The sequence below is a fragment of the Agrobacterium sp. 22-3639C2 genome (assembly GCF_053522105.1).
On sequence record NZ_JBNWDB010000003.1, the window covers coordinates 319417 to 343360 of the forward strand.

General features: G+C 58.7%; 20 protein-coding genes. 12 read left to right on the plus strand and 8 right to left on the minus strand.

The annotated features are described in order from the left end of the window. Positions 1-71 precede the first annotated feature (71 nt). The 7 genes from ACQZ6D_RS14575 (at position 72) to ACQZ6D_RS14605 (ending at position 7748) form a co-directional block, all read left to right on the plus strand. A complete protein-coding gene (locus ACQZ6D_RS14575; protein WP_004432249.1) occupies positions 72-845 on the plus strand; it encodes a FadR/GntR family transcriptional regulator in 774 nt (257 codons plus the stop codon). Between the two features lie 102 nt (positions 846-947). Beyond that, the gene (locus tag ACQZ6D_RS14580) at positions 948-2294 is read left to right on the plus strand and encodes a glycosyltransferase family 4 protein (protein ID WP_004432251.1); all 1347 of its coding nucleotides are present in this window, start codon (positions 948-950) and stop codon (positions 2292-2294) included. Then, complete coding sequence (locus ACQZ6D_RS14585; protein WP_065703866.1) at positions 2291-3061, plus strand: HAD-IIB family hydrolase; 771 nt, start codon at positions 2291-2293, stop codon at positions 3059-3061. Before ACQZ6D_RS14580 ends, ACQZ6D_RS14585 begins: the two co-directional genes overlap by 4 nt. Before the next feature lie 274 nt (positions 3062-3335). Further along, entirely contained in the window at positions 3336-3776 is a 441-nt protein-coding gene (locus ACQZ6D_RS14590) for an NUDIX hydrolase (RefSeq protein ID WP_013635535.1), read from the plus strand. A 161-nt stretch (positions 3777-3937) separates the two neighbouring features. Then, positions 3938-5443, plus strand: coding sequence for an inorganic phosphate transporter (locus ACQZ6D_RS14595; RefSeq protein WP_035252035.1), 1506 nt, complete (start codon positions 3938-3940; stop codon positions 5441-5443). Positions 5444-5463: 20 nt separating this feature from the next. Beyond that, the gene (locus ACQZ6D_RS14600; RefSeq protein ID WP_038489928.1) at positions 5464-6201 is read left to right on the plus strand and encodes a 16S rRNA (uracil(1498)-N(3))-methyltransferase; all 738 of its coding nucleotides are present in this window, start codon (positions 5464-5466) and stop codon (positions 6199-6201) included. Positions 6202-6374: 173 nt separating this feature from the next. Beyond that, positions 6375-7748: a glutamate--cysteine ligase gene (locus ACQZ6D_RS14605; protein ID WP_013635532.1), complete on the plus strand. Its 1374-nt coding sequence runs from the start codon at positions 6375-6377 to the stop codon at positions 7746-7748. A gap of 207 nt (positions 7749-7955) precedes the next feature. Here the strand turns inward: ACQZ6D_RS14605 and ACQZ6D_RS14610 are convergent, their stop codons facing one another. Continuing rightward, positions 7956-8249 (minus strand): DUF1127 domain-containing protein, encoded by a 294-nt coding sequence (locus tag ACQZ6D_RS14610; RefSeq protein WP_003515205.1) that lies wholly within the window; start codon positions 8247-8249, stop codon positions 7956-7958. A gap of 204 nt (positions 8250-8453) precedes the next feature. On the opposite strand from ACQZ6D_RS14610, the gene ACQZ6D_RS14615 reads away from it, so the two are divergent. Next, positions 8454-9404, plus strand: a complete 951-nt coding sequence (locus ACQZ6D_RS14615; RefSeq protein ID WP_003515204.1) for a LysR substrate-binding domain-containing protein — start codon at positions 8454-8456, stop codon at positions 9402-9404. 80 nt (positions 9405-9484) lie between these two features. On the opposite strand, the gene ACQZ6D_RS14620 is transcribed toward ACQZ6D_RS14615, so the two are convergent. Further along, positions 9485-11923, minus strand: a complete 2439-nt coding sequence (locus ACQZ6D_RS14620) for a DUF1217 domain-containing protein (RefSeq protein WP_149909644.1) — start codon at positions 11921-11923, stop codon at positions 9485-9487. A gap of 366 nt (positions 11924-12289) precedes the next feature. Between ACQZ6D_RS14620 and ACQZ6D_RS14625 the strand changes: the two genes are divergently transcribed. Next, positions 12290-12856 (plus strand): DUF6101 family protein, encoded by a 567-nt coding sequence (locus ACQZ6D_RS14625; protein WP_003515202.1) that lies wholly within the window; start codon positions 12290-12292, stop codon positions 12854-12856. Between the two features lie 78 nt (positions 12857-12934). On the opposite strand, the gene ubiA is transcribed toward ACQZ6D_RS14625, so the two are convergent. The 4 genes from ubiA to ACQZ6D_RS14645 all read right to left on the minus strand — a co-directional run bounded on the left by ubiA (position 12935) and on the right by ACQZ6D_RS14645 (position 18792). Further along, complete coding sequence (gene ubiA / locus ACQZ6D_RS14630) at positions 12935-13888, minus strand: 4-hydroxybenzoate octaprenyltransferase (RefSeq protein WP_003515201.1); 954 nt, start codon at positions 13886-13888, stop codon at positions 12935-12937. 120 nt (positions 13889-14008) lie between these two features. After that, positions 14009-14809: a MipA/OmpV family protein gene (locus tag ACQZ6D_RS14635; RefSeq protein WP_003515199.1), complete on the minus strand. Its 801-nt coding sequence runs from the start codon at positions 14807-14809 to the stop codon at positions 14009-14011. 234 nt (positions 14810-15043) lie between these two features. Beyond that, on the minus strand, positions 15044-16300 hold the full coding sequence (locus tag ACQZ6D_RS14640) for an SAM-dependent methyltransferase (protein ID WP_019564261.1): 1257 nt from the start codon (positions 16298-16300) through the stop codon (positions 15044-15046). Between the two features lie 167 nt (positions 16301-16467). Further along, complete coding sequence (locus ACQZ6D_RS14645; RefSeq protein ID WP_041694305.1) at positions 16468-18792, minus strand: Tex family protein; 2325 nt, start codon at positions 18790-18792, stop codon at positions 16468-16470. A 201-nt stretch (positions 18793-18993) separates the two neighbouring features. Between ACQZ6D_RS14645 and purD the strand changes: the two genes are divergently transcribed. The 3 genes from purD to ACQZ6D_RS14660 all read left to right on the plus strand — a co-directional run bounded on the left by purD (position 18994) and on the right by ACQZ6D_RS14660 (position 23086). Continuing rightward, the gene (gene purD, locus ACQZ6D_RS14650; protein WP_065661341.1) at positions 18994-20265 is read left to right on the plus strand and encodes a phosphoribosylamine--glycine ligase; all 1272 of its coding nucleotides are present in this window, start codon (positions 18994-18996) and stop codon (positions 20263-20265) included. Positions 20266-20422: 157 nt separating this feature from the next. Beyond that, on the plus strand, positions 20423-20935 hold the full coding sequence (locus ACQZ6D_RS14655; protein ID WP_065703927.1) for a plant virulence effector HPE1-like domain-containing protein: 513 nt from the start codon (positions 20423-20425) through the stop codon (positions 20933-20935). A gap of 327 nt (positions 20936-21262) precedes the next feature. Further along, positions 21263-23086: a methyl-accepting chemotaxis protein gene (locus tag ACQZ6D_RS14660; RefSeq protein ID WP_448729788.1), complete on the plus strand. Its 1824-nt coding sequence runs from the start codon at positions 21263-21265 to the stop codon at positions 23084-23086. A 58-nt stretch (positions 23087-23144) separates the two neighbouring features. On the opposite strand, the gene ACQZ6D_RS14665 is transcribed toward ACQZ6D_RS14660, so the two are convergent. Both ACQZ6D_RS14665 and ACQZ6D_RS14670 read right to left on the minus strand, forming a co-directional pair. Then, the gene (locus ACQZ6D_RS14665) at positions 23145-23630 is read right to left on the minus strand and encodes a 2-thiouracil desulfurase family protein (RefSeq protein ID WP_065703861.1); all 486 of its coding nucleotides are present in this window, start codon (positions 23628-23630) and stop codon (positions 23145-23147) included. Then, complete coding sequence (locus tag ACQZ6D_RS14670) at positions 23630-23944, minus strand: helix-turn-helix domain-containing transcriptional regulator (RefSeq protein WP_003515190.1); 315 nt, start codon at positions 23942-23944, stop codon at positions 23630-23632. The genes ACQZ6D_RS14665 and ACQZ6D_RS14670 overlap by 1 nt, the downstream gene beginning before the upstream one ends.

Genomic DNA, 23944 nt, shown 5'->3' on the forward strand with positions numbered 1-23944 from the left:
GACCAGTGCGATGCTTCGCTGATAATTTGCCTCATCGAATACGGGGCGGGACTTCGCCGGAGAATGTTGCGATGGACGAAACACTGTTCGCCCGAATAGAGCACAGCCGCACATCGCAGGAGGTGATCTTACGTTTCGAGGAGCTCATCCTCGACGGCATATTGCGGGATGGCGACCGGCTGCCCGGCGAGCGTGAACTGGCGCAGAAGCTCGATGTCTCGCGGCCAATCCTGCGGGAAGCGCTGAAGGAACTCGAAACGCGCGGCCTTCTCACCAGCCGGCACGGCGGTGGGACTTATGTGGCCGATATTGTCGGGCCGGTCTTTTCCGATCCCTTGAGCGCGCTGATCACACGCCACAGCCGCGCAACGCGGGATTTTCTGGAATATCGCCGATATATCGAAGGCATGACCGCCGAACTTGCGGCACAGCGGGCGACGGAGCCGGACAGGCGCAACCTTGCGGCTATCGTCGAAAAAATGCGGGAGGCCCATGAGGCTGGCCGCTTCGAAGAAGAACTTGCAAGCGATGTGGAATTTCACAACGCCATCGGCGAGGCGGCACATAATATCGTGCTGATGCACACATTGCGGTCCTGCTACCGGCTCCTGAGCGACGACATCTTCTATAACCGCCATCTCATATTCAGTGTGGCAGGTGCGCATGACGAGGTGCTGAGACAGCATATCGCCATCCACGAGGCCATTGCGGGCGGTAATGCGGCAGGGGCAAGGGCTGCGGCGGAAACCCATATCGATTTCATCGTGGACACCACATCAAAGGCGCATCAGGCAAGGGAATGGGACCGGATTTCACGCCTGCGACAACAGCAGCGCAACGCCTGAAAACAGCTTTAGACGAAATGCGGCATCGCTTTTCTTCAGATTTTATGGAACCTTTTGTCCTCTTTGGTCTTTTTCTGGGGTTAATTGGAAAAATTTACCAAGATGGGACCCATGACGACCACGAGCGAAACTGAACGCTATCCAAGGATAGCTCTCATATCGACGCATGGCTATGTCGCCGCGCACCCGCCACTCGGCGCAGCGGACACCGGGGGACAAGTGGTTTATGTGCTTGAGCTTGCACGCAAACTCGGCCAGCTCGGTTACACCGTTGATCTCTATACCCGCCGCTTCGAAGACCAGCCGGAATTCGACGAGGTTGACGAGCGCGTGCGTGTGGTGCGCATTCCCTGCGGCGGGCGCGATTTCATTCCCAAGGAATATCTGCACCGCCACCTGATGGAATGGTGCGAAAACGCGTTGCGCTTCATCAAGAAAAACAACCTCAACTACTCTTTCATCAACAGCCATTACTGGGATGCGGGTGTTGCCGGGCAGCGGCTTTCCGAGGCGCTGAAAGTCCCGCATTTGCACACGCCGCACTCGCTCGGCCTCTGGAAAAAACGCCAGATGGAAACCGATTACCCGGAAAAGGCCGATACCTTCGAACTTGAGTTCAATTTCAAGGAACGTATCCAGCACGAACTCATCATCTATCGCAGTTGCGACATGGTGATTGCGACGACGCCGGTGCAGCTCGACGTCCTGATCGAAGATTACGGTCTGAAGCGCAAGCACATCCACATGATCCCGCCGGGTTATGACGACAACCGATTCTTCCCCGTCTCGGATGCAACGCGGCAAATGATCCGGCAGCGTTTCGGTTTCGAGGGCAAGGTGGTGCTGGCGCTTGGACGCCTTGCCACCAACAAGGGTTACGACCTTTTGATCGACGGCTTCTCGGTTCTCGCGGCGCGCGAACCGGAAGCCCGCCTTCATCTGGCCGTCGGCGGCGAGAATATGGACGAGCAGGAGACCACCATTCTCAATCAGCTGAAAGAGCGGGTCAAATCGCTCGGGCTGGAGGACAAGGTGGCGTTTTCCGGCTATGTCGAGGACGAGGATTTGCCTGATATCTACCGGGCAGCCGATCTTTTCGTTCTGTCGAGCCGTTACGAGCCATTCGGCATGACCGCAATCGAGGCGATGGCGAGCGGAACTCCGACCGTGGTAACCATCCACGGCGGGCTGTTCCGCGCCGTCAGCTACGGCCGCCACGCGCTGTTTGCCGATCCTTTCGATAAGGAAGACCTCGGCATCACCATGATGAAGCCGTTCAAGCACGAGCGGCTGTATGGGCGGCTTTCCCGCATGGGGGCCCACAAGGCGCGTAGCCTTTTCACCTGGACGGGAATCGCGCAGCAATTGCTGGCGCTGGTGGAAGGCAGGCCGCTGATGCCGGTTCTGGAAGAATCCGATTGGGCAGAGCCATGGAACGACGGCGATTGAAACCGCTTCGCCTGTTTTCCACCGATCTCGACGGAACCGTCGTCGGCGATAACGCCGCTACGCGCCGGTTCCGCGATTTCTGGCATTCGCTGCCGGACGATCTTCGCCCGGTTCTGGTCTTCAATAGCGGCAGGCTGGTCGATGACCAGCTCGCCCTCTTGGAAGACGTTCCCTTGCCGAGGCCCGACTACATTATCGGCGGGGTCGGCACCATGCTGCACGCAAGAGAGCGGGGCGAGCTTGAAAGCGCCTATACGCATTCGCTCGGTACGGGTTTCGACCGGCAAAAGATCGCCGATGTCATGGCCGGCTTGCCGGGTGTGACCATGCAGGCGGAACGCTATCAGCATGGACTCAAATCCAGCTGGTTCCTGCATGGTGCGGATGAGAAGACGCTCAGTGATATCGAAGACACGCTCGTTGCGGCGGATATCGATGCGCGGATCGTCTATTCCAGCAACCGCGACCTCGACATATTACCCAAGGCCGCGGACAAGGGTGCGGCATTGGCGTGGTTATGTGGACAACTGCACATTGGTCTCGACGAATCAGTGGTTGCGGGCGATACTGGCAATGATCGGGCGATGTTCGAGTTGAATGGTATTCGCGGTGTGATCGTTGGCAATGCCTTGCCGGAGCTTCTTTCGCTGGCGAACCATGACAGCCGTTTTTTCCTCTCGCGCGCGACCGAAGCTGACGGTGTGATCGAAGGTCTCCAGAATTGGGGATTGCACGCTGGCCAACGCAGTTCCGGCAATAATTCATAGCGGTTTTGCGTTCTGAATAGCGTAAAACAGAAAAAATGCAGTATTTCCGCGATCGGTCGCTGACGGTTACGTACCGGGCAAAGCCTTCGTTCGCACCCCTGCCACATCCCCTGCTGCCTACGATCTTCAACGGCATGAAGACAATCGTGGGTTATGCGTGAGAGGGGATTGGCGGGACATAAAGGATATCTATATTAGCAGTTACGACTAACAGGCGAAGAAGGATCCACACGGATTGAAGATTTTGAATCGATTGGCGACAGATGTAGGCTTGATGTTGCGCAGACCGCCGCGACAGCAATATGCAGCGCTGTGCTATCGATCGTCCAAAAAACATCATGAGCCGGAAGTCCTTTTGCTGACAAGCAGGGATACGGGGCGCTGGGTCATTCCCAAAGGCTGGCCCATGGCCAACAAGAAGGCGCATGCCGTTGCCGAACAGGAAGCCTACGAGGAAGCCGGTGTCAAAGGCAGGGTGGATAAGGCCCCGTTCGGCTTTTATGAGTATGAGAAAAAGCTGAACAGCGGCATCAATGTGCTGTGCAAGGTTCAGGTACATCTGCTCGAAGTGGCGGAGCTGCAAGACAGCTTTCCCGAGAAGGATTCCAGACGGCTTGAATGGGTTACTCCCGAAGAGGCCGCCAAACGGGTTAACGAGCCGGAACTGAAAGCGCTCATGCTTACTTTCGACAAGCGGATGGCGCTTTCGAAATAGCGTCCTCGCCCGAATAGTGGCAATCTGCAGTTTGTTTTTCCAACATGGCTTTTACTGTCTTTCATTTTGGAAAGATGTGCGAGATGTAACAGTCTTTCTGTAAATTGCCTTCAGCCCGCGACATTGCCGGACGAATGGGAATGCTGGCGAACGAGGTCTGAATGGCAATGAAGCCGCCACCGAACATGAAGCCGACGCTCGACAAGGATCTCGAGAAGATCACCCGTGTCGAAGAGGCGACGCTGCACGTCACGCAGCAGCTTGCCGGCCTTGGTGCGGGGGTGATGTTTGTTGTTCTGGCGGCGATATTTGCCGGCGCCTTCGTCACGGGCACGGCGGGCGCCGTCATCATCATCGCAGCCGTTGCCATCGGCGCCTATATGGCAATTAACATCGGCGCGAACGATGTGACAAACAATGTCGGCCCGGCGGTCGGCGCCAAGGCGATGCCGCTTGCAGCGGCACTCATCATCGCCGCCATCTGCGAGATCGCGGGTGCCTTGATCACCGGCGGCAACGTCGTCGAGACCATTTCCAGCGGCATCATCAACATCCAGACCATTCCCGACCGCACCGTGTTTTCCTGGGCTATGTTGTCGGCCCTTCTCGCCGCCGGCCTTCTCGTCAATATCTCGACCTGGACGAAAGCGCCGATTTCCACCACCCACACGGTGGTTGGCGGCGTTGCGGGGGCTGGAATGGCGGCCTATGGCATCCGGGCAGTCGACTGGCTGTCGCTTGGCAGCATCGCCTTTGCCTGGGTTCTAGCGCCCTTTATAAGCGCGGCCATCGCCATCGCCCTCCTTGCCTTCATCAAGGAATTTATCATCTACCGGGAGGACAAGATCGACGCCGCGAAGCGTTGGGTTCCTGTTCTGATCGGCATCATGACCGGGGTCTTCACCGCTTATCTCATCTGGGTGGGGCTGAGGCAGATCGTGCATGTCTCGCTTGGCCATGCAAGCGGCATCGGGCTTTTGACCGGCCTCGTCGCCTGGCGGCTGTGCGTGCCGATCATCCGCAAACAATCCGTGGGATTGGAAAACCGCAACCAGTCGCTTCGAACCCTGTTCCAGTGGCCGCTCGTTCTTGCGGCTGGCCTCATGTCCTTTGCGCATGGGGCAAATGACGTTTCGAACGCCATCGGCCCGGTGGTGGCAATCGTGCGGGCACTGCACGACGAGGCAGTGGAGACGTCCGCCCGCGCGCCGCTCTGGGTGATGCTGGTCGGCGCATTCGGGCTTTCCTGCGGTATTCTTCTCTATGGCCCGCGCCTCATCCGCCTTGTCGGTGAACAGATCACCAAGCTCAACCCGATGCGCGCTTTCTGCGTTTCCGTGGCTACGGCTCTGACGGTTCTCGTCGCCTCACGCTTCGGCCTGCCGGTCAGCACCACCCATACGGCGATCGGCGCCGTGTTCGGCGTCGGCTTCTTCCGCGAATGGTACACGCAGGCGTCTCGACGGCGGCAGGAACTCGTCCAGGCCGGCACCAGTCAAATCCGCCGGGCCGATCGATATCTGGACAATCCTTCGGAGATACGCCGCCGTTATCTCGTCCGGCGATCCCACTTCATGACCATCATCGCCGCCTGGCTGGTAACCGTTCCCGCAAGTGCTACGCTTGCAGCACTGTTATATTGGCTTATGTCCTTCCTCTTTCTCTGACGCTGAAACAGAAAAGTCCCATGCGCGCAAATTTCCGGATGCAACGCCTGTTCGTCGAAACCCCGCTTGTTGCGGGCGCGGCGCAGGAAGCAACGACCGAACAGTTCAATTATCTCGCCAATGTGCTGCGCATGACCGATGGCGCGGAAATCCTGCTGTTCAACGGTCGCGACGGGGAATGGAAGGCGAGGCTCTCCTTTCCGAGCCGCAAGAAGATCACCCTCATCCCTCTGGAACAGACACGGCCCCAGCCGCCGGCATCAGATCTGCACTACCTGTTTGCGCCGCTGAAAGTCGGACGCATGGATTATCTGGTGCAGAAGGCGGTCGAAATGGGGGCCGGTCTTTTGCAGCCGGTGATGACCCAGCATGTGCAGGGCAAGATCCACAATACCGAAAAGCTGCGCGCCAATGCCATCGAGGCCGCCGAGCAATGCGGCATCCTGTCGTTGCCTGACGTGGCCGAGCCGGTGAAACTGAAAGACATGCTCGAGACCTGGCCCCAGGATCGACGGATCATCTATTGCGACGAGGGCGACGCGGGGCAAAATCCGCTGCCTGTCCTGCAATCCATCAAGGAACGCAAAATCGCTCTTCTGGTCGGCCCGGAAGGCGGGTTTTCCGAAGAGGAAAGAGAGTTGCTGCGCAGCCTTGCCTTCGTCACCCCCATTCCGCTCGGGCCGCGTATCCTCAGGGCCGATACGGCTGCGGTCGCAGCCCTTGCGGTCATTCAGGCATCGATCGGCGACTGGAATTGACCTATCTGGCACATGTCTTTATCGCAAAACCGCTGCACAGTTTTACGCGACATGCGCTGAACCATTGCGCTTCATGCATCTTTAAAAGAAATTCATTTGCCTCCGGATACGATCCGGCTCTATCTGCCACACATATGCCTCGCCGCAACAGAGACGTCATAACAAGGTAAGCCATGGCACGCGATACGACCGACCAGACACCCCTCTCCTCCGTCACGGAGCTTACAGATTATCTGGCCGGCGGTTGCAGAGCTGAAGCCGACTTCCGCATTGGCACCGAGCACGAGAAATTCGCCTTTTTCCGCGAGGGCAACCGGCCGGTTCCCTATTTCGGCGAGGCCAGCATTTCCGCTCTGCTGAAGGGCATGCAGGAAAAGCTCGGCTGGGAGCCGATCATGGATGGTGAAAACATCATCGGACTTGGCGAACAGCACGGCATGGGCGCCATATCGATCGAGCCGGGCGGCCAGTTCGAACTGTCAGGTGCCCCGCTCGAGAACCTGCATCAGACCTGCAAGGAATCCAACCAGCATCTGGCGACCCTGCGCGAAGTGGCGGAGCCGATGGGTATCCGTTTTCTCGGCATTGGCGGCAGCCCGCTGTGGAGCTATGACGAAACACCGCGCATGCCGAAATCGCGCTACGCGATCATGACGCGCTACATGCCGAAGGTCGGGACCAAGGGTCTCGACATGATGTACCGTACCTGCACCATTCAGGTTAACCTCGACTTCTCTTCCGAAGCGGATATGCGCCAGAAGATGCGCGTTTCCATGAAGCTCCAGTCGCTGGCAACCGCACTGTTTGCTTCCTCGCCCTTTACCGAAGGCAAGCCGAACGGCCTGCTTTCCTGGCGCGGCGATATCTGGCGCGATACCGACAATCGCCGCTCCGGCGTACTGCCCTTCACCTTCAATGACGATTTCGGCTTCAAGGATTATGTCGAATGGGCGCTGGATGTGCCGATGTATTTCATCGTGCGCGACGGCAAGTATCACGATTGCACCCATGTCACCTTCCGCCAGTTCATGAACGGGGCTCTGAAGGGTGAAATCGCCGAATGGGAACCGACCATGGGTGACTGGACGAACCATCTCTCCACGCTGTTCCCCGATGTGCGCCTGAAGCGCTTTCTGGAAATGCGTGGTGCCGATGGCGGCCCATGGAGACGCATCTGTGCCCTGCCCGCTTTCTGGGTCGGCCTTCTCTATAATCAGGAAGCGCTTGACGCAGCCGATGCGCTGACAGCCGACTGGAGTTTTGATGAGGTCATCGCCCTTCGCAATACCGTGCCGGCCAAGGGGCTGGCGGCGGAGATCGCCGGCAAGCCGCTTCTCGGTTTCGCCCGCGAGGTGCTCGACATTTCCCGCACCGGCCTCAAGAACCGCAACCGGCTGAACGGCGAAGGCCAAGACGAAACCGTGTTCCTGTCATCGCTGGACGAGGTGCTTGCCAAGAAGACCACGCTCGCCGAAGATCTGCTTGCGCTCTATAATGGCCGCTGGGGTGGATCGGTGCTGCCAGTATTCGATGAATATCAGTATTAAAGCATTTCGCTGAAACAGCGCAGCGGCTTTACGTCCGGACAGTGCGCAAGACAGGCAAGGCGTTGCCATAAAAAAACCCGGTGCGGCCGAGGGGCCTGACACCGGGCAAAGGCAGGGTTATTGGCAAATCACCCTGCGGGGAAAACCTTATCGGTTCGCGAGCAATCCCGGCGTCTGGAGGTACGCCGGAATTGCACGAACACAAGCCTAGAGCGTCTTGAACCGCGTGACTGAGCGCGTGCGTGCGGCGCGGGTCAGATGGGCGGTCGGATCTTCGAGCAAGCCGGTATTGAGCGCGTTGGTCACATCCGAGCGCGCCAGCCCGATATCGGCGAGCAGGCGATCGTCAAGCTCCGTGAGACCATTTGCGACGATACGATTGTAGATGCGCTGCACAAACGTTTTCACGGTGGAAGCAACACCGAAAGCGATGCGACGCAGGGTGTCGCTCTGCTGGCCGGTTGCGAATTCCAGTTCCATTTTCCGTTCTGCCGTGCGCATAACAATGATCCTTCCGTAACGGCACGATGCGGCACCGCTCCCGACGCACCGTGCGCGGGAAGCTGCCTTGGGTTGGGGGCCTGACAATGTGCCCGCCCCGGGGTTGAGATTGATTTGCTGGGTGTCAAAATGTCGCAAGACTATTGATCAGTCCAACGAATGTTTCTAATGTGAGGCATCAATCATTCTGATGGATGAGTATCAATGTCCGCACCTCTTGACATAGACCAGCTGCACACCTTCATCGCCATTGTCGATACCGGCAGCTTTACCAAGGCCGCTGAGCGCGTTTTCAAGACGCAATCCGCCGTATCCATGCAGATGCGGCGACTTGAGGAGCGGATCGGCAAACAGCTCTTTGCAAAGGACGGGCGCGGCAACCGCCTGACGGCCGAGGGCGAGAAACTGATGAATTATGCCCGCCGCATCATTCGCCTTAACAACGAGGCGATTGCGGCCTTCGATGACAACAGGCTCGAGGGCACGTTGCGCATCGGCACCCCGGACGACTATGCCGACCGCTACATGCCAGAGATCATCGGGCGTTTCGCCAAGACGCATCCGAATGTCGAGCTTTACATCGTCTGCGAACCTTCGGTGAGCCTTGCCGAAAAAATGGCGCGCGGCGAGCTGGATATAGCACTCGTCACCCACAATCCCCGCGCCCGCTCCTCAGATGTCGTGCGCACCGAGCCGCTCTGCTGGGTCACCTCCGCGAACCATCCGCTGAAGGATGATGCGCCAGTGCCGCTGGCTGTCGGCCGACGCGACTGTCACTGGCGCCAACTTGCCTGCTCGGCGCTCGATGCCGACGGGCGGGATTATCAGGTGCTGTTCACCAGCTGGTCTTCCACCGTGGTTGCCGCCGCCGTGCTGGCAGGCATGGCGGTTTCCGTGCTGCCGGAATCGGCGCTGCGTACCGGCATGAAGGTTTTGACCGCCTCGGACGGTTTCCCACCGCTGCCGCCGGTCCAGATCGGCCTGATGAAACGGCCCGGCCTGTCGCCCTCGCTGGTGAACGCCATTACAGACCACATCACCGCCTGCCTCGACAACATCTCTCCGATGAACGTCGCCGATGAGCTGGATAACGATGTGAAGACCTACCCGAAGATGCCGCGCCTGCGCGCCGGGCACATGCTGCCGGGCTGGTGAATGGGTCCGCAAATGCGGGCGTGTGAGACGCCTTAACCGGGTAAGCTCGGCCTTTCCATCGTCCGACTTCGCGTTGCAGCCTACCGTGCACGCAGCGATGCGACAGCCAGCAGCGTGTCGCCGCTGATGCCCACCGAGCCGCTGCCGTTGAACAGCATCATGATCGGGTTGGTGGTGTTCTGCTTGTCGTCGTACATGATGGTAAAACGGGCGATCAGCTTCTTGACCTTATCGGGGTCCTGAAAGTCCTCGATGTCGAAATATTTCTTCATCATCGCCACCTGCGTATCGACCCCGGCATTGCCGAGTTCATCGGGAATGCCAAAGGTGGTCGTGATGAAGTTCTGGATCGCGGTGTCGGCGAGAATGGAGTAATAGGACGTTGTTCCCGCCGCCATTCGCTTGAAATAGAGCGCCAGACGCACGCCCGCATTTTCTTCACCTGCCTGCGTCTCCAGCGTCTGCGTCAGATAATTGTCCAGCGTCTCGTAGAGGCCGCGACGAGTCTGGATGGAGCTTCGATCCTCGCGCAGGATATTACCGTCCGTGTCGAAATTGAACGCGGTGACGAGACGGCGAAAAGCCGGGTCCATCTCCTTGTTGAGATAGCTGTCCTTGTCATCCAGATTGGACGTGAACATTTTTTGCAGCTGGTCCTTGGTGACCTTCGTCGGGTCGATGCCAAGCGATTCCATCGCGAATTTCGTCAGGCGATCATTCCCCAGAAAATCCTTGAGCGTCTTGACCTTCTGTAGCTCCGAACGGAAAAATTCCGCCTCCTTCTTGGCGGCTTCCTTTTCCTGGTCTGTTCCGAAGGCTGATTTCTTCTTGATGTAGTCGACCGACATGCTCTGAATTTCAAGTTCGGACTGCGCAAGAACCGGAGAGCCTGGCGATCCGTCAGACTTGAAGTTGAAGAGTTCCGCGAGTTTGACGTAACGGTCGTCTTTCAGCGCATAAACGTAGCTCTTCTTGTCCAGCAGGTCGCTGGTCAAGGCTCTACGAACGTCCGCAATATTCACCTTCGTCGGATCGAGGCCGACCGCCTTGAGCGCATAGGTGTAGACCGCGCTGCTTTCCAGGAAGTCCGCAACGGATTTGACGTTGGCAATATCGCTCTTGAACAGCTTCAAAGCGTTTTCGTCAGCGGCTTCGTCCTTGTCGTTATAATGGTTCATGTACCCGTTGGTCGTGGTAACGGTCTGGGTCGTCGTCTGTGGTGCCGTACCGTCCGGCAGCGTTCCATCCGCCTTGAAATTGAACGCTTCACGCAATGCGATGTAACGTTTGTCGCCATTGCCGAACTTGGCGATATAGTTGTTGGGATCGCTGAGATCGCTGGTCAAAATGTTCTCGATCGTCGCATTGACTATGGTCAAGTCATTCAGGTCGAATGCGACCTTGATGTAATTCACCAGACGCGGGTCTGCCATTAACTCATCGACGGTCTTGATCGAACCGATCTTCGATTCGAAATAATCCCTGTTCAAGGTGGCAACGGTCGGGGTCACACGCGGGGCACTGCCGACATAGGCCTGGGTCAGGATCTTGACGTTGTCGGCGGTCTGCGCCTGGCCGGCCGCAACGGTACCGTCATTGGCAAATTCGAAAGCCTGGGCCATCTGCGCCATCGTATTATATTGCGAGACGGTATTCGAGAGCTGGGTCTGCTCCGCCGTGATGGAGGCAAGGGTCGCCGCCCACTGGTCCTTCGGCGGCAGCACGGCTTCAAGCTGGGTGAGCTGATCCTGCCGGGTGGTTTTCTCTGTTTCAAGGGCGGTTCGCTGTTCGGCGGTCAGCGTGGTATCAGCCAGCGCGGTATCGATGGCCGTTATCCGATCCGTCACATCCCCATGCAACTCGATATTGCCCTTGGTCGTAAGCTTTTCCACGGCAGCGGAATAGGCCGCGCCGAACTTCTGGTTCAGATAGCTGTTCGGGTCATCGATATCGCTCGTCATCAATCCCTTGATGTGGGAATAGCTGTAGGTCTTCTCATCAATGCTGAAGACCTCGAAGATGTAGGCGCGGGTTCTATCGTTCTGAAGCAGCTGGTCCACGTTCGTGACCGTTCCGATGATCGCCTTATAATAACGGGTTTCTTCGGACAGGCTGTCATCGAGGTTGGTGATCGAGGTGTCGTAAAGCCCGATCATCTTGTCGAGCTGCGCCTCCGTCTGCACCGTGGTCGTGGACTGCGTGAAGTTGAAGGATGCGGCAAATTCGCGATAACGTTCATCGGTCAGCTTGTTGGCAAAGCTGTTCTGGTCGTTCAGGTCGCTTTCCAGCACCTTCTTCATGAAGGCCTTGGCATAGGTCATCTCGCCGAGACCGAAGGCATCCATGGCATAGGAATAGAGCTGGTAGTTATTGAGGAACTCGTCGACGCTTTTTACATTGCCGATGTTTTCCTTGTAATATTTCGTCTGCCGCTCGACGATCCCCTGCTGCGACACGCGTGAAATGCTTGCCTTCATATCGCGGTTGATGAGGTCGTAGCTCAGAAATGTCGATACCATGCGAATGCCCCATGGAGCACCGCGCATCACGCTGGATACGGCCGGCTCCGGTTTTGAATTCGCCCACCACACCTCCATCCGGACGCACGGCAGGCCTTGGCGCGACTGTGCATGACGCGCCTTGCCCGGAGCTTGAAAGAGCACAGTTTCGGGACTGAGAAAAATCGCATTGTCTCAATCGGCTTTACCTCAGCGAAACCATGCCACGGTGGGTTTTGCTAACCATTTGGGAATGCAAAGTTTTCTTAACCGCGATTTTTAAGCAGTCTCGAACATGCGGCGGATATTCTCCTGACATCAGAGGACGAAAAGTCCCGATGAGAAGACCGGAAACCGGCTCTCAGGTAAAACAAGGGTAGAATAAACATGACCAAGACCGTTCTGAAGCCCGACTGGGCCGTCGCCACACTCAGACTCGACCCGGCACGTTTTCCGCAACAGGTCACCTATGGCAGGGGCAATGGCGCAACCGATGTTGCCGTCACGCTCGATGAACGGGGCGCCGTTCTGCGAAAGGTCCTGTCCTCTTCCGGCCTGCCTTTGTCCTTCGCCCTGCCAGCCCGCGCTTTCAAGGGCGTTGCCGCCCGCGCCATCGACCATGGTGATGGACAGGTGACGGTGACGCTGGAGCTTCACCACGACGATCCGGAACTTTGCGTTCCGCTTCTCGTCGCCCATGATCTTTGCGATATCGCCGCCGACTGGCGCAGCTGGTCCGAAGCCTACCGCATTCCGATGCTGATGGTGGAGGCCGATGGCGTCGCCCGTCCGCTGGAAGAACATCTCGGCAAGGTGCGCACCAAGAACAGCCGCCCCCGTCGCCGGCACTCCTATTTCGCGGATCGTCGCCCGCGCTTTCTCGTTCGCCGCTCCACCGGTTCTCTCGGCATGAGCATGAAGATCGAGGGCAAGGAAATCATCGCCCGCAGCTGATAATCTTCAGACAAAACAATAAAAAGCCCGGCGCGGATATCGCGGCCGGGCTTTTTTGCATCTTGCCTTTCAACAACCTCACGCCAACAGAAGCGGCAGAATGAGGCCGGCGAAAATCAGCACGCCGACGCGGTTGTTGGATTTAAACAGCACAAGGCATTGGGCCACGTCGTCGATATCGAGCACCCAGACCTGCCGGAAAAGCATGATGGCGGCGGCGGCAAGGCCGCTATAGGCGATCAGGTTAACGCCCGCTCCCCAGAAGGACAGGGCGATCATGACAAGGGCTGTGCCATAAAGAAAAACCAGCCAGCGATGTGTGTTGTCTCCAAACAGCAGCGCAGTTGAACCGATGCCCACAGCCGTGTCGTCTTCCTTGTCCTGATGAGCGTAGATTGTATCATAACCGATCGTCCAGGCGATGGAGCCGACATAAAGCAGGACAGCAGGCCAGGCGATGGACCCGAACTGCCCGGCCCAGCCCATCAGCGCACCCCAGGAAAAGGCAAGGCCGAGAAAAAATTGCGGCCAGTTGGTGAAGCGCTTGGCGAAGGGATAGATTGCCACGAAGACCAGCGAGAATATGCCGGTGGCAATCGCAAATCCGTTGAACTGCAACAGCACCACGAGTCCGGCGAGCGCCTGCAACACGATGAAGACCTTCGCCTGCGCCCTGCTCACGCGACCAGATGGCAGCGGCCGCGAGCGCGTGCGCGCCACGGCCATGTCGATCTTGTGGTCCGCAAGATCGTTATAGGTGCAGCCCGCGCCGCGCATCGCCACCGATCCGATGAAAAACAGCGCCAGATGCCAGATCAGCGTGCCCCAGGAAAAACCGCCGCTTGCTACCGCGGCATTGGCCGCGAGTGCTGCGGACCAGAAACACGGCCACATCAGCAATTGCCAGCCGATGGGGCGGTCCCATCTTGCCAGCTGCGCATAGGGCCAGAGGGGTCTCGGCAAAATCCGATAGACCCAATTGTTGGATGGTGCGTCGGAGACGCGGTCTGACAAATCGCTGTGGTGAACCATGGGGATGGTTCTACAGCATCGGCGGGCGAATCGGAATCGATTTCAGCACTTGGCCGTAGCCACAAAAAAGCCCCGCAACGCTTTCGCGGCGGGGCTTGGGGTGGGCATATTCGCCTCGCCTCAGGGCAGCGTGAAGCCGAATTTGTAGCTTGCCTGGACGCCGACGACGAACTGATTCTTGGAGCCGCGCTCACGCACCAGCGAGCTGTCGGCGGCATCGCCCGTCAGGCGGCGATATTCGGCGAAGGAACCAACTTCAGCGGCTTCCGTGACCTTCCAGGTGATGGCGGCGCCGACGCCGGCGGAATGCAGGCCGCCGCCGGGGCTGTAGGGCGATGGCGCGCCGGCCGCTGTTTGCGCGGCGCTTACGCCGTAATAGCGTTCATTGTATTTGCTGCTGACCCATGTGGCGCGCGGGCCGGCGGAAATCTGGATACCGGGGGCGATATCGGTGAAGACGTCGGCCGAGAGGTCGGCGACCACGCCGCTATGGCTGCGGATGCCCTGACGGGCTTCGCCGCGAATACGCAGCCAGTCGGTGGGATAAGCCTCGGCGAAACCGCCAAGCTCGCCGCCGCGCTTGATGCGGGTCATGCCTTTCAGATCGGCCGAATCCTTCTGATCACGCGGAGACACCAGCTTTCCCGCAAGACCCATGCTGATCGGGCCATTGTCCAGCAGCGAGATCGAGGCGCTGTCGTTGCGCGACGTGAAACGCGCGCCCTGACCCTGACGGCCGAGAGAAATGATGGGCGAAAAGCCGAATTCGTTCTTGTTGTCGCCCTGATATTTCGGCGCAGAAAAACCCGAACCGCCGAGCTTCAAATACCAGTCGCCGGAAAACCAGCCATCGGCATGGGCGTTACCGACGGCAAAAAGCGATAAAACACAAGCGGCGACGGCCGCTGATGGCTTGAACATGAAAATAACCCCAGGAAACGCAATACAAACAGGTAAGCGTAGAATTAGAGGGATTCCGTTTCCATTCCATTAACCAGCGCGAGAAGGCGGCGATTAGCTCTTCCGTCATTCCGGCCCTGAGCCGGAATTCAGACGTCGCGCGTCTGCGCGGTAGGAAGCCTTCTTTCAGCCCAAGGACTTGGGCTGGCTGGATGCCAGATCAGGTCCGGCTTGACGATGGCGAATGGACAAGCCTTAGAACATAACCTTCGCAAGCGGCGGCCGCGTCTTTTCGAACTCCAGCAGCTTTTCCTCGTTGCGGGCAATGTAATCGCGATTATGCGGAACGGCGTCGCGATCCTTGGCGAGCTGGATCTGGAAAATATGGAAATTTTCGTGGGTAAAGGCCATTTCGGACCCCGCCAGATAAAATTCCCACATGCGGAAGAAACGTTCGTCATAAAGTGCTACGGCCTCTGCCTTGCGCGCCACGAAACGTTCGCGCCAGTGCCGCAGCGTATGCGCATAATGCATGGGCAGGATTTCGATATCCTTCACCAGCAGCCCCGACTTCTGGATGGCCGGCAGCACCTCGGCAAGCGAGGGGATGTAACCACCGGGGAAAATATATTTTTCGATGAAGGGATTGGTCGCCAGTGCCGGACTGGGCTGGCCGATGGAATGCAGCACCATTACGCCCTTGTCGTCCAGAACCTCCGCCACCTTGTCGAAATAATCGCGGTAATGGGTCGGCCCGACATGTTCGAACATGCCGACCGAGACGATACGGTCGAATTTCTTCGAGGCAGGCAGGTAACGGTAGTCCTGCAATTCGAAACGAACATTGCCGGCAAGCCCACGTTTTGCTGCACGGTCACGGGAAACGCGCAGTTGCTCCTCGCTGAGCGTGATGCCGGTCACATCGGCACCTGCACTTTCGGCAATATACATCGCCATGCCGCCCCAGCCGGATCCGATCTCCAGTACGCTCTGGCCCGGCTCCGTCATCAGCTTGGCGGCGATGTGCCGCTTCTTGGCGACCTGCGCCTCATAAAGGCTGATGCCCGGCGGATTGAAATAGGCGCAGGAATATTGCCAGTCCTCATCAAGGAAGATGTCGAACAGCTTGGCGCTCAGATCATAGTGATGGGCGACGTTGCTCTTGTTGTGGTTTACCGGCAGATGCATCCTGATGCGGGCGGCGATGATGCGGGCCATACCACGCCACACCATGCCGAAGGACAGCGCCTCGCTTAGCGTGTTGCTTTTAACCAGCGCCAGAAAGTCGTAGATGTCGCCCTCGACGACCTGCATACGGCCTTCCATATAAATTTCGGCGAGTTTCAGCGCAGGATCGGCAGCGATCTCCTGCATGGCAGCTTCGTCGGTGAAATTCAGAACCACCCTTGTTCCGGTACCGTTACCAAATGTACGGCTACCACCCGGGCTATTGACGACAAGATTACCGTTCTTGATTATCTTTTCGAGAAGAACATGCAGAGACGACGCCATGGCACCCCCAATTGCTAAGTCTCACTTATCAATTTTTCTGACCGTATTCCTTTCAGCACAAGTTTCAAGATAGTCTTATTTCAAAAAAATTGAACGATTTCATCAAGCAAAAAGCCCCACCGGTGTTTCTGGCAGGGCTTTTCCATAGAAATCATTTCAACCGGAGGTCAGCGTCGCTTCATCGCTTCGGCCAGAGCCGCAGCAAGAGCACCACCGGATTGCGACCCTTCGTTGTGTCCCTGCGGTTTGGAATTCGCGTGGCGCATGGCGCCCGCATTGCCCTTTTCGCGCATTGGCTGGGGTGCCGCCTCGCCGCCGTCCTTGCGCATGGTGAGGGCAATACGCTTGCGCTTCACATCCACTTCCACGACACGGACCTTGACGACATCACCCGCTTTCACGACCTCATGCGGGTCTTTCACGAAACGGTCGGCCAGCTGCGAGACATGCACGAGCCCGTCCTGATGCACACCGATATCCACGAAAGCGCCGAAGGCGGCGACATTGGTGACGGTACCTTCCAGCAACATGCCCGGTTTCAGATCGGTGATCTCGTCCACGCCGTCAGCAAAGGTCGCCGTCTTGAAGCTTGGGCGCGGGTCTCGGCCGGGCTTTTCCAGTTCGGCGATGATGTCCTTGACGGTGGGCAGGCCGAATTGCTCGTCGATGAAGCGCTTCGGATCCAGCCCCTTCAGCGTGGCGCTGTCACCCATCAGCGTGCGCAGGTCGCGACCGCAGGCGGCAACGATCTTTTTCGCAACGCCATAGGCTTCGGGGTGCACGGAGGACGAATCCAGCGGTTCCTTGCCGTTGGGAATACGCAGAAAGCCGGCGCATTGCTCGAAGGTGCGCTGGCCAAGGCGCGGCACCTTCAACAGCTCCTTGCGGCTGGCAAAGGGGCCGGTCTGGTCGCGGTGTGCGACGATGGCATCGGCAATCGAAGCACCGAGGCCGGAAACCCGCGCCAGAAGCGGCGAGGAGGCGGTATTGAGATCGACACCGACGGCATTCACCGCATCTTCCACGACCGCGTCGAGTGAACGGCTGAGACGGCCCTGATCGACATCGTGCTGATACTGCCCGACGCCTATGGATTTCGGCTCGATCTTCACCAGTTCGGCCAGCGGGTCCTGAAGGCGGCGGGCGATGGACACCGCGCCACGCAGGGACACGTCGAGATTGGGGAATTCCGCCGCCGCCCGTTCCGACGCGGAATAGACAGATGCGCCCGCCTCCGAAACGATGACCTTGGTGGGCTTTGCGCCGGAAGCCGAAGCCGGCATCTGTGTCAGCAGATCGGCGACCAGCTTTTCCGTCTCCCGGCTGCCCGTGCCGTTGCCGATGGCGATCAGCTCGACATTGTGCTTGCGGATGAGCATGGCGAGTTCCGCCTGCGCGCCGCGCACGTCGTTCCTCGGCTGGAAGGGATAGACCGTCGTGGTGTCGAGCAGCTTGCCGGTGCCATCCACCACGGCCACCTTGACGCCGGTGCGGATGCCCGGATCGAGCCCCATGGTGGCGCGTGAGCCCGCCGGTGCGGCCAGCAGCAAATCCTTGAGATTGCGGGCGAAAACATTGATCGCCTCTTCTTCCGCACGTTCGCGCAATTCGCGCATGAGATCGAGCGAAAGCGACATGGAGAGCTTCACCCGCCAGGTCCAGCCTGCCACTTCCATCAACCATTGATCGGCGGGGCCGGCATTGCGGATATCGAAGGCGGCCGCGACGGTACGCTGCGCGGGTTTGACCGGAGAGGGATCATCCGCATCGACATCGATGGTCAGCGTCAGAATCTCCTCGTTCCAGCCGCGCAGCATGGCCAGCGCGCGGTGTCCCGGCACCGTCGCCCAGCGCTCGAAATGATCGAAATAATCGGAGAATTTTTCGCCTGCCGCCTGCTTGCCATCGACCACCTTGGCGCGGAAAATGGCGTTCTGGCGCATATAGTCGCGCAGGCGTCCAAGAAGATCGGCGTTTTCCGTCATGGTTTCCGCCACGATGTCGCGCGCGCCTTCAAGCGCTGCCTTCACATCCGCCACCTCGCCCTGCACATAGGCTTCGCCAAGCTTTGCCGGATCGGCTGCGCGGTTTGCCCAGATCGCTTCGGCCAGCGGACCGAGACCGCGCTCGCGGGCGATTTCGGCGCGGGTGCGGCGCTTCGGCTTGTAGGGCAGATAAAGGTCTTCCAGCTCCGCCTTGGTGCCCGCCTGCATGATCTTGACCATCAGGGCGTCCGTCATCTTGCCCTGACTGTTGATGGTATCAACAATGGAGGCGCGGCGCGCATTGAGTTCACGCAGATAGACGAGGCGTTCGGCAAGCGTTCGAAGCTGGGTATCATCCAGCCCTCCCGTCGCTTCCTTGCGGTAACGGGCGATGAAGGGCACGGTCGCTCCCTCGTCCAGCAACGCCACTGCCGCCTTCACCTGATCGGCGCGGGCGTTGATTTCGGAGGCGATGAGCGTGGCGAGGCGGGCATTATCTGCGGTCATGGGGTTCTCTGATGTCACATCTGGAGCGGCGAACATAATGTCTGATTGTGGCGTGACAACAAGAGGCGGCAACGATTCCACAGGAAAGGCTGAGTTCGAGGGAAAGACGGGCATTTGAGGCGCTTTCTCCTTGACCTTTCGCCCCCCTGCCCTTAACGCCCCTCAAACAAGGTTACAGGCGAATTTGCAGGGGTGTTGACCATGAAAGTTCTGTTGATCGGTTCCGGCGGACGCGAACATGCGCTGGCGTGGAAAATCGCCCAGTCTCCCCTGCTCGATGAACTTTATGCCGCTCCCGGCAATCCCGGCATCGCCGACCATGCGACACTCGTTTCGCTTGACGTGGAAGACCACGCCGCCGTTATCGCCTTTGCCAGGGAAAAGGCGATTGACTTCGTCGTCGTCGGACCGGAAGCGCCGCTGGTTGCCGGTCTGGCAGATGATCTGCGTGCGGCTGGTATTGCCACCTTCGGGCCTTCGAAAGCAGCCGCTCAGCTTGAGGGTTCCAAGGGGTTCACGAAGGATCTATGCGCCCGTTACGATATTCCAACCGGGGCTTATCAGCGTTTCAAGACCGCCGAACCCGCAAAGCAATATGTCCGTGAACAGGGCGCACCCATCGTCATCAAGGCCGACGGGCTTGCCGCCGGCAAGGGCGTAACGGTTGCCATGAGCGAGGCGGAAGCGCTTGCCGCCATCGACGACTGTTTCGACGGCGCTTTTGGCGCTGCCGGCGCCGAGGTTGTGGTGGAAGCTTTCCTCGACGGTGAGGAAGCCAGTTTCTTCTGCCTTTCCGATGGCAAAACCGCGCTGGCGTTGGCAACAGCCCAGGACCACAAGCGCGTGGGTGATGGCGACACCGGCCCCAACACCGGCGGCATGGGCGCCTATTCCCCCGCCCCGGTGATGACACCAGCCATGGTGGAGCGCACCATGAAAGAAATCATCGAACCGACGATTTCTGGCATGGCGAAAGACGGCAATCCCTTCTCCGGCGTATTTTTCGCCGGTCTGATGATCACCGCCAAAGGCCCCGAGCTGATCGAATACAATGTGCGTTTCGGCGATCCGGAATGTCAGGTGCTGATGATGCGCCTCAAGAGCGACCTGCTGCCGATCCTCTACGCCACTGCTACCGGCACGCTGGACAAGGTAAAAGCGGAATGGCGCGACGATGCGGCGCTGACGGTTGTTCTAGCTTCCAAGGGTTACCCCGGTGCCTACGACAAGAACACGCCCATCGCCCATATTCCCGATGCCAGCGAAGAGGCAAAGGTGTTCCATGCCGGGACGGCGCTGAAGGACGGCAGACTGGTGGCGACGGGCGGACGCGTGCTGAACGTCACCGCCTTTGGCAAGAACGTGACGGAAGCGCAGGCCCGCGCCTATGCGCTGGCGGCCAAGGTGGAATGGGAAAACGGCTTCTGCCGTCGCGATATCGGCTGGCAGGCCGTGGCGCGCGAAAAAGTCTGACCATTCAAGGCATACAGCGGCCGGGGCGCAGATTTCGCTCAATTTTTACCAAGTTTGCTGACCTGATGGAAACGAAAGACCGATAATATCTGCCGAACATTGAAAGGCGCATTCTGTCTCGATCGTGAGGCTGCGCCGTCATTTCGGGGGTTTTTCGATGCGTCGTCTTCTTTTGACAGCGGTTGTCGCGCTGACCGGCGGGTCTGCGATGGCGTCTTCCATCGAATATGTAAACGGCACCCACACCAGCAATGGCAGCTTCGTTCGCCTCGACTGCGCCCGCTGCCAGCCCGTGAAGGACAACCCTGCCCCCGAGGGCTTTGCCATCCCCTCCATCGAGCCGGGCACGCAGCACACGGAAATGCGTGAAATCGAGGGTAAGCGCACGCTGGTGCGCACCGAGGCCTGGCTTGGCGGCGCGCCCGTCACCTTCGTCAGCACCAATCCCGCTTGGATGCCGCAGGAAACCCCTGGCACCGCAATTGCCACGTATGATGAGGGTGAAGCTGGCACTCCCCCCGAGGAAACGGCAGCCACGCCAGCAGGCATAGACATGACCGCGACCACGGCAGCGACGAAGACAATTTCGGCGGCCAATGCCACGGCACCGTCAAGCGCATCAGTAATAGCGACACCCGATTTCCAGGATTTCAAATTGCGCGGCAATTGACCGACAGTGTCGGCGGCGTCTTTGATGACAAAAGTCAAATAATCGCGTCATCGCTGCATTTTTCGAAGTGCACGGCAACCATCCGGTGAATAATAAATTATGCATCCATTATTCTGCCAAGCACGCTCATAAAGCTTTTGCTAATTAAATATTTATTCAAATTTTTTGCCGCTAAGTGACCTCATAGTGCGATGCAGCACGACATGAGGACTTGGAGCGGACTTTCGCTTTCAGGCTGATCACAGCGCATCAGGCGCCTTCCCATTTTCGAAACTTCGGCAGCGCGCGGCTTTTTCCGGCTCGCGACGCAAAAGCTTGTGAGCGCCCATGAAGAATCTTTCCATTTCCCGTCAGCTGATCGTGCTCGTGGTGGCCCTTATGGCCGCCTTCGCAGCAGCAACGTTTTACCAGCTGAAATCTGCCACCGACGCGATCTATGAAGAACGCTACGGCATGCTGCGGACACAGGTGCAATCCGCCATTTCCATCCTGCAATCCTTCCACGACAAGGAAAAGGCCGGGGCGCTTTCACGCGAAGACGCCATGAGGCAGGCCTTCGCCACCGTCAGCGCCATGCGATTCACTCCGGATGGCTATCTGTTCGGTTACGACTACGACGTGACGATGAAATTCCATCCCGACGCGAAGCGTGTCGGCGAGAACTACAAGGGCAAGCCGGACAGCAAGGGCTTCCAGTATCGTGACGAGCTCGTACGGCTTGGCCGCAACGGCGGCGGCCAGACGGATTTCTACGGTCCGAAGCCCGGCATGGAAGGCAATGACTACGCCAAAAGCTCCTACGCCCTTGCTTTTGAGCCCTGGCAGGTGGTGGTCGTGACCGGCGTTTACATCGATGATCTGAATGCCCAGGTTCGTGGCGAGGTGATGAGGGCGCTGTCCATCGGTGCCGCCATCTTCGTGCTGGCACTTGCCGCCGCCTTCTACGTTATCCGGGGGATCTCGAAGCCGCTCGGCGACATTCACAGGGCGCTGGGTGAAGTCGCCAATGAGAACGTCTCGCTCACCATACCCCATACCGGGCTGACCAACGAGGTGGGCATGATGGCGAAGGCCACGGCCTCGCTTCAGGACAAGGTGCGGGAGCGCCACGCCATGCAGCGCCGGGAGGAAGAACAGCAGCAGCAGCTCAACGCCGAGCGCCAGAACAACCTCGACATGCAGCGCGACGAGGCCGCATTGCAGGCGCGTGTCGTCACCACCATTGGCGAGGCGCTGGAAAAACTCGCCGGCGGTGATCTGACCGTGCGTTGCGCCGATCTCGGCAACCGTTACGCCGCGCTGCGCGACAATTTCAACGAGGCATTGACCCATCTCGACGCCGCCATGGCCAAGGTGAATTCCAAGAGCATCGATATCGGCGGCTCGAAGGAAGAAATCCGCAAGGCCTCCAACGAGCTTTCGCAGCGCACCGAACGACAGGCGGCAAATCTAGAGGAAACCTCTGCCGCGCTCGACGAGTTGACGGTTGCGGTACGCCAGACGGCTGAAGGTGCAGCCGACGCCGCCAAGCGCGTCACGACAGTCAGTTCCGAAGCGATGCGCAGCGACCGGGTGGTGGAAGAAGCGATTGCGGCGATGAGCGGCATCGAACAATCTTCCGATCAGATTTCGAACATCATCGGCGTGATCGACGATATCGCTTTCCAGACCAATCTTCTGGCACTGAATGCGGGCGTGGAAGCGGCGCGTGCCGGGGACGCGGGCAAGGGCTTTGCCGTGGTGGCACAGGAAGTGCGCGAACTGGCGCAGAAATCTGCCGCCGCCGCCAAGGAGATCAAGGACCAGATCGCCCGCTCTTCCAACCAGGTGGAAAACGGCGTGCGTCTTGTCGGCGAAGCCGGTGACGCGCTGAAACGCATCTCGGACCAGATCAAATCCGCCAACGAGATCGTCGGCAAGATCGCCCATTCGGCGGCCGAACAGGACACGACGCTGCGCTCTATCTCCACATCGCTCAACCAGCTCGACGTCGCCACCCAGCACAATGCGGCGATGGCGGAAGAGACTACGGCTTCGGCGGAAGCGCTGGCCGTCGATACCGAAGAGCTGCTGAACCTCATCCGCGGCTTCCGCGTCTCCTCCGGCAACCAATTCCACGGCATGGCAGAGCAGATGCGCATGGCGGGGTGATAGACGCTGAGGTGATGGATAAACGAAAACGCCGGAGGAAACTCCGGCGTTTTTTGTTTCAACGTGTCAGAGTATCCAGCCGGTCGATATCGGCAGGCGAAAAGACCGTAATTCCCGCTCTTTCAAGCAGTGCCGCCGTCACGCCATTGCCCGCATGTTTGATGCCGGAGAACGAGCCGTCATAGATCGCGACCGATCCGCAGGACGGGCTGCCGTCGATCAACAGCGCGTGCGTGCAGCCATTGGCTTTAGCAAGGGCCAACGCCTTTTCCGCACCGGCAATAAATTCCGCCGTGACATCGCCGCCGGTTACTTCCAGCACCCGGGCGCGGCCTTCCAGCACATCGAGACCGGAAGCGCTATTCTCAATTTCCGCCGGCGGGCGCGGCACGGACATGCCGCCCGCCATTTCCGGACAGATCGCCACCAGCCTGCCTTCATCCCGCCAGCGGTCTATCGCCGGGTGTACGAGAGGTTTGCCCTTGCCGTCATATCTGACCGGGTGGCCGAGAAGGCAGGCGCTGATTAGGATTTTGGTGATCATCAGGCCGCTGCGACAGCGAGATGTATACCCGAGTTCTTCTGAAGCGCTTGAATGACACTAAACAGATTATCGGCCCGGGGATTTCCCTTCGGGCCGAACATGCGCATCAGGCTTTTCGCAGGCACATCCACGTGTTTGGATAAAGTCTCGAAACCGATCGTGGCGTTGATGAAATCTCGCAATACCGACTTGCCGGTTTCGACATCTCCCTCCAGCAACAGTTCCACAGCATCCGACAAGAGAGCCGCCCGGAAGGCTGGGTCTTTTTCCGCCCTCGCCTTGACTGTCTGTTTGAATTCCCGCGTTAGCGCCAT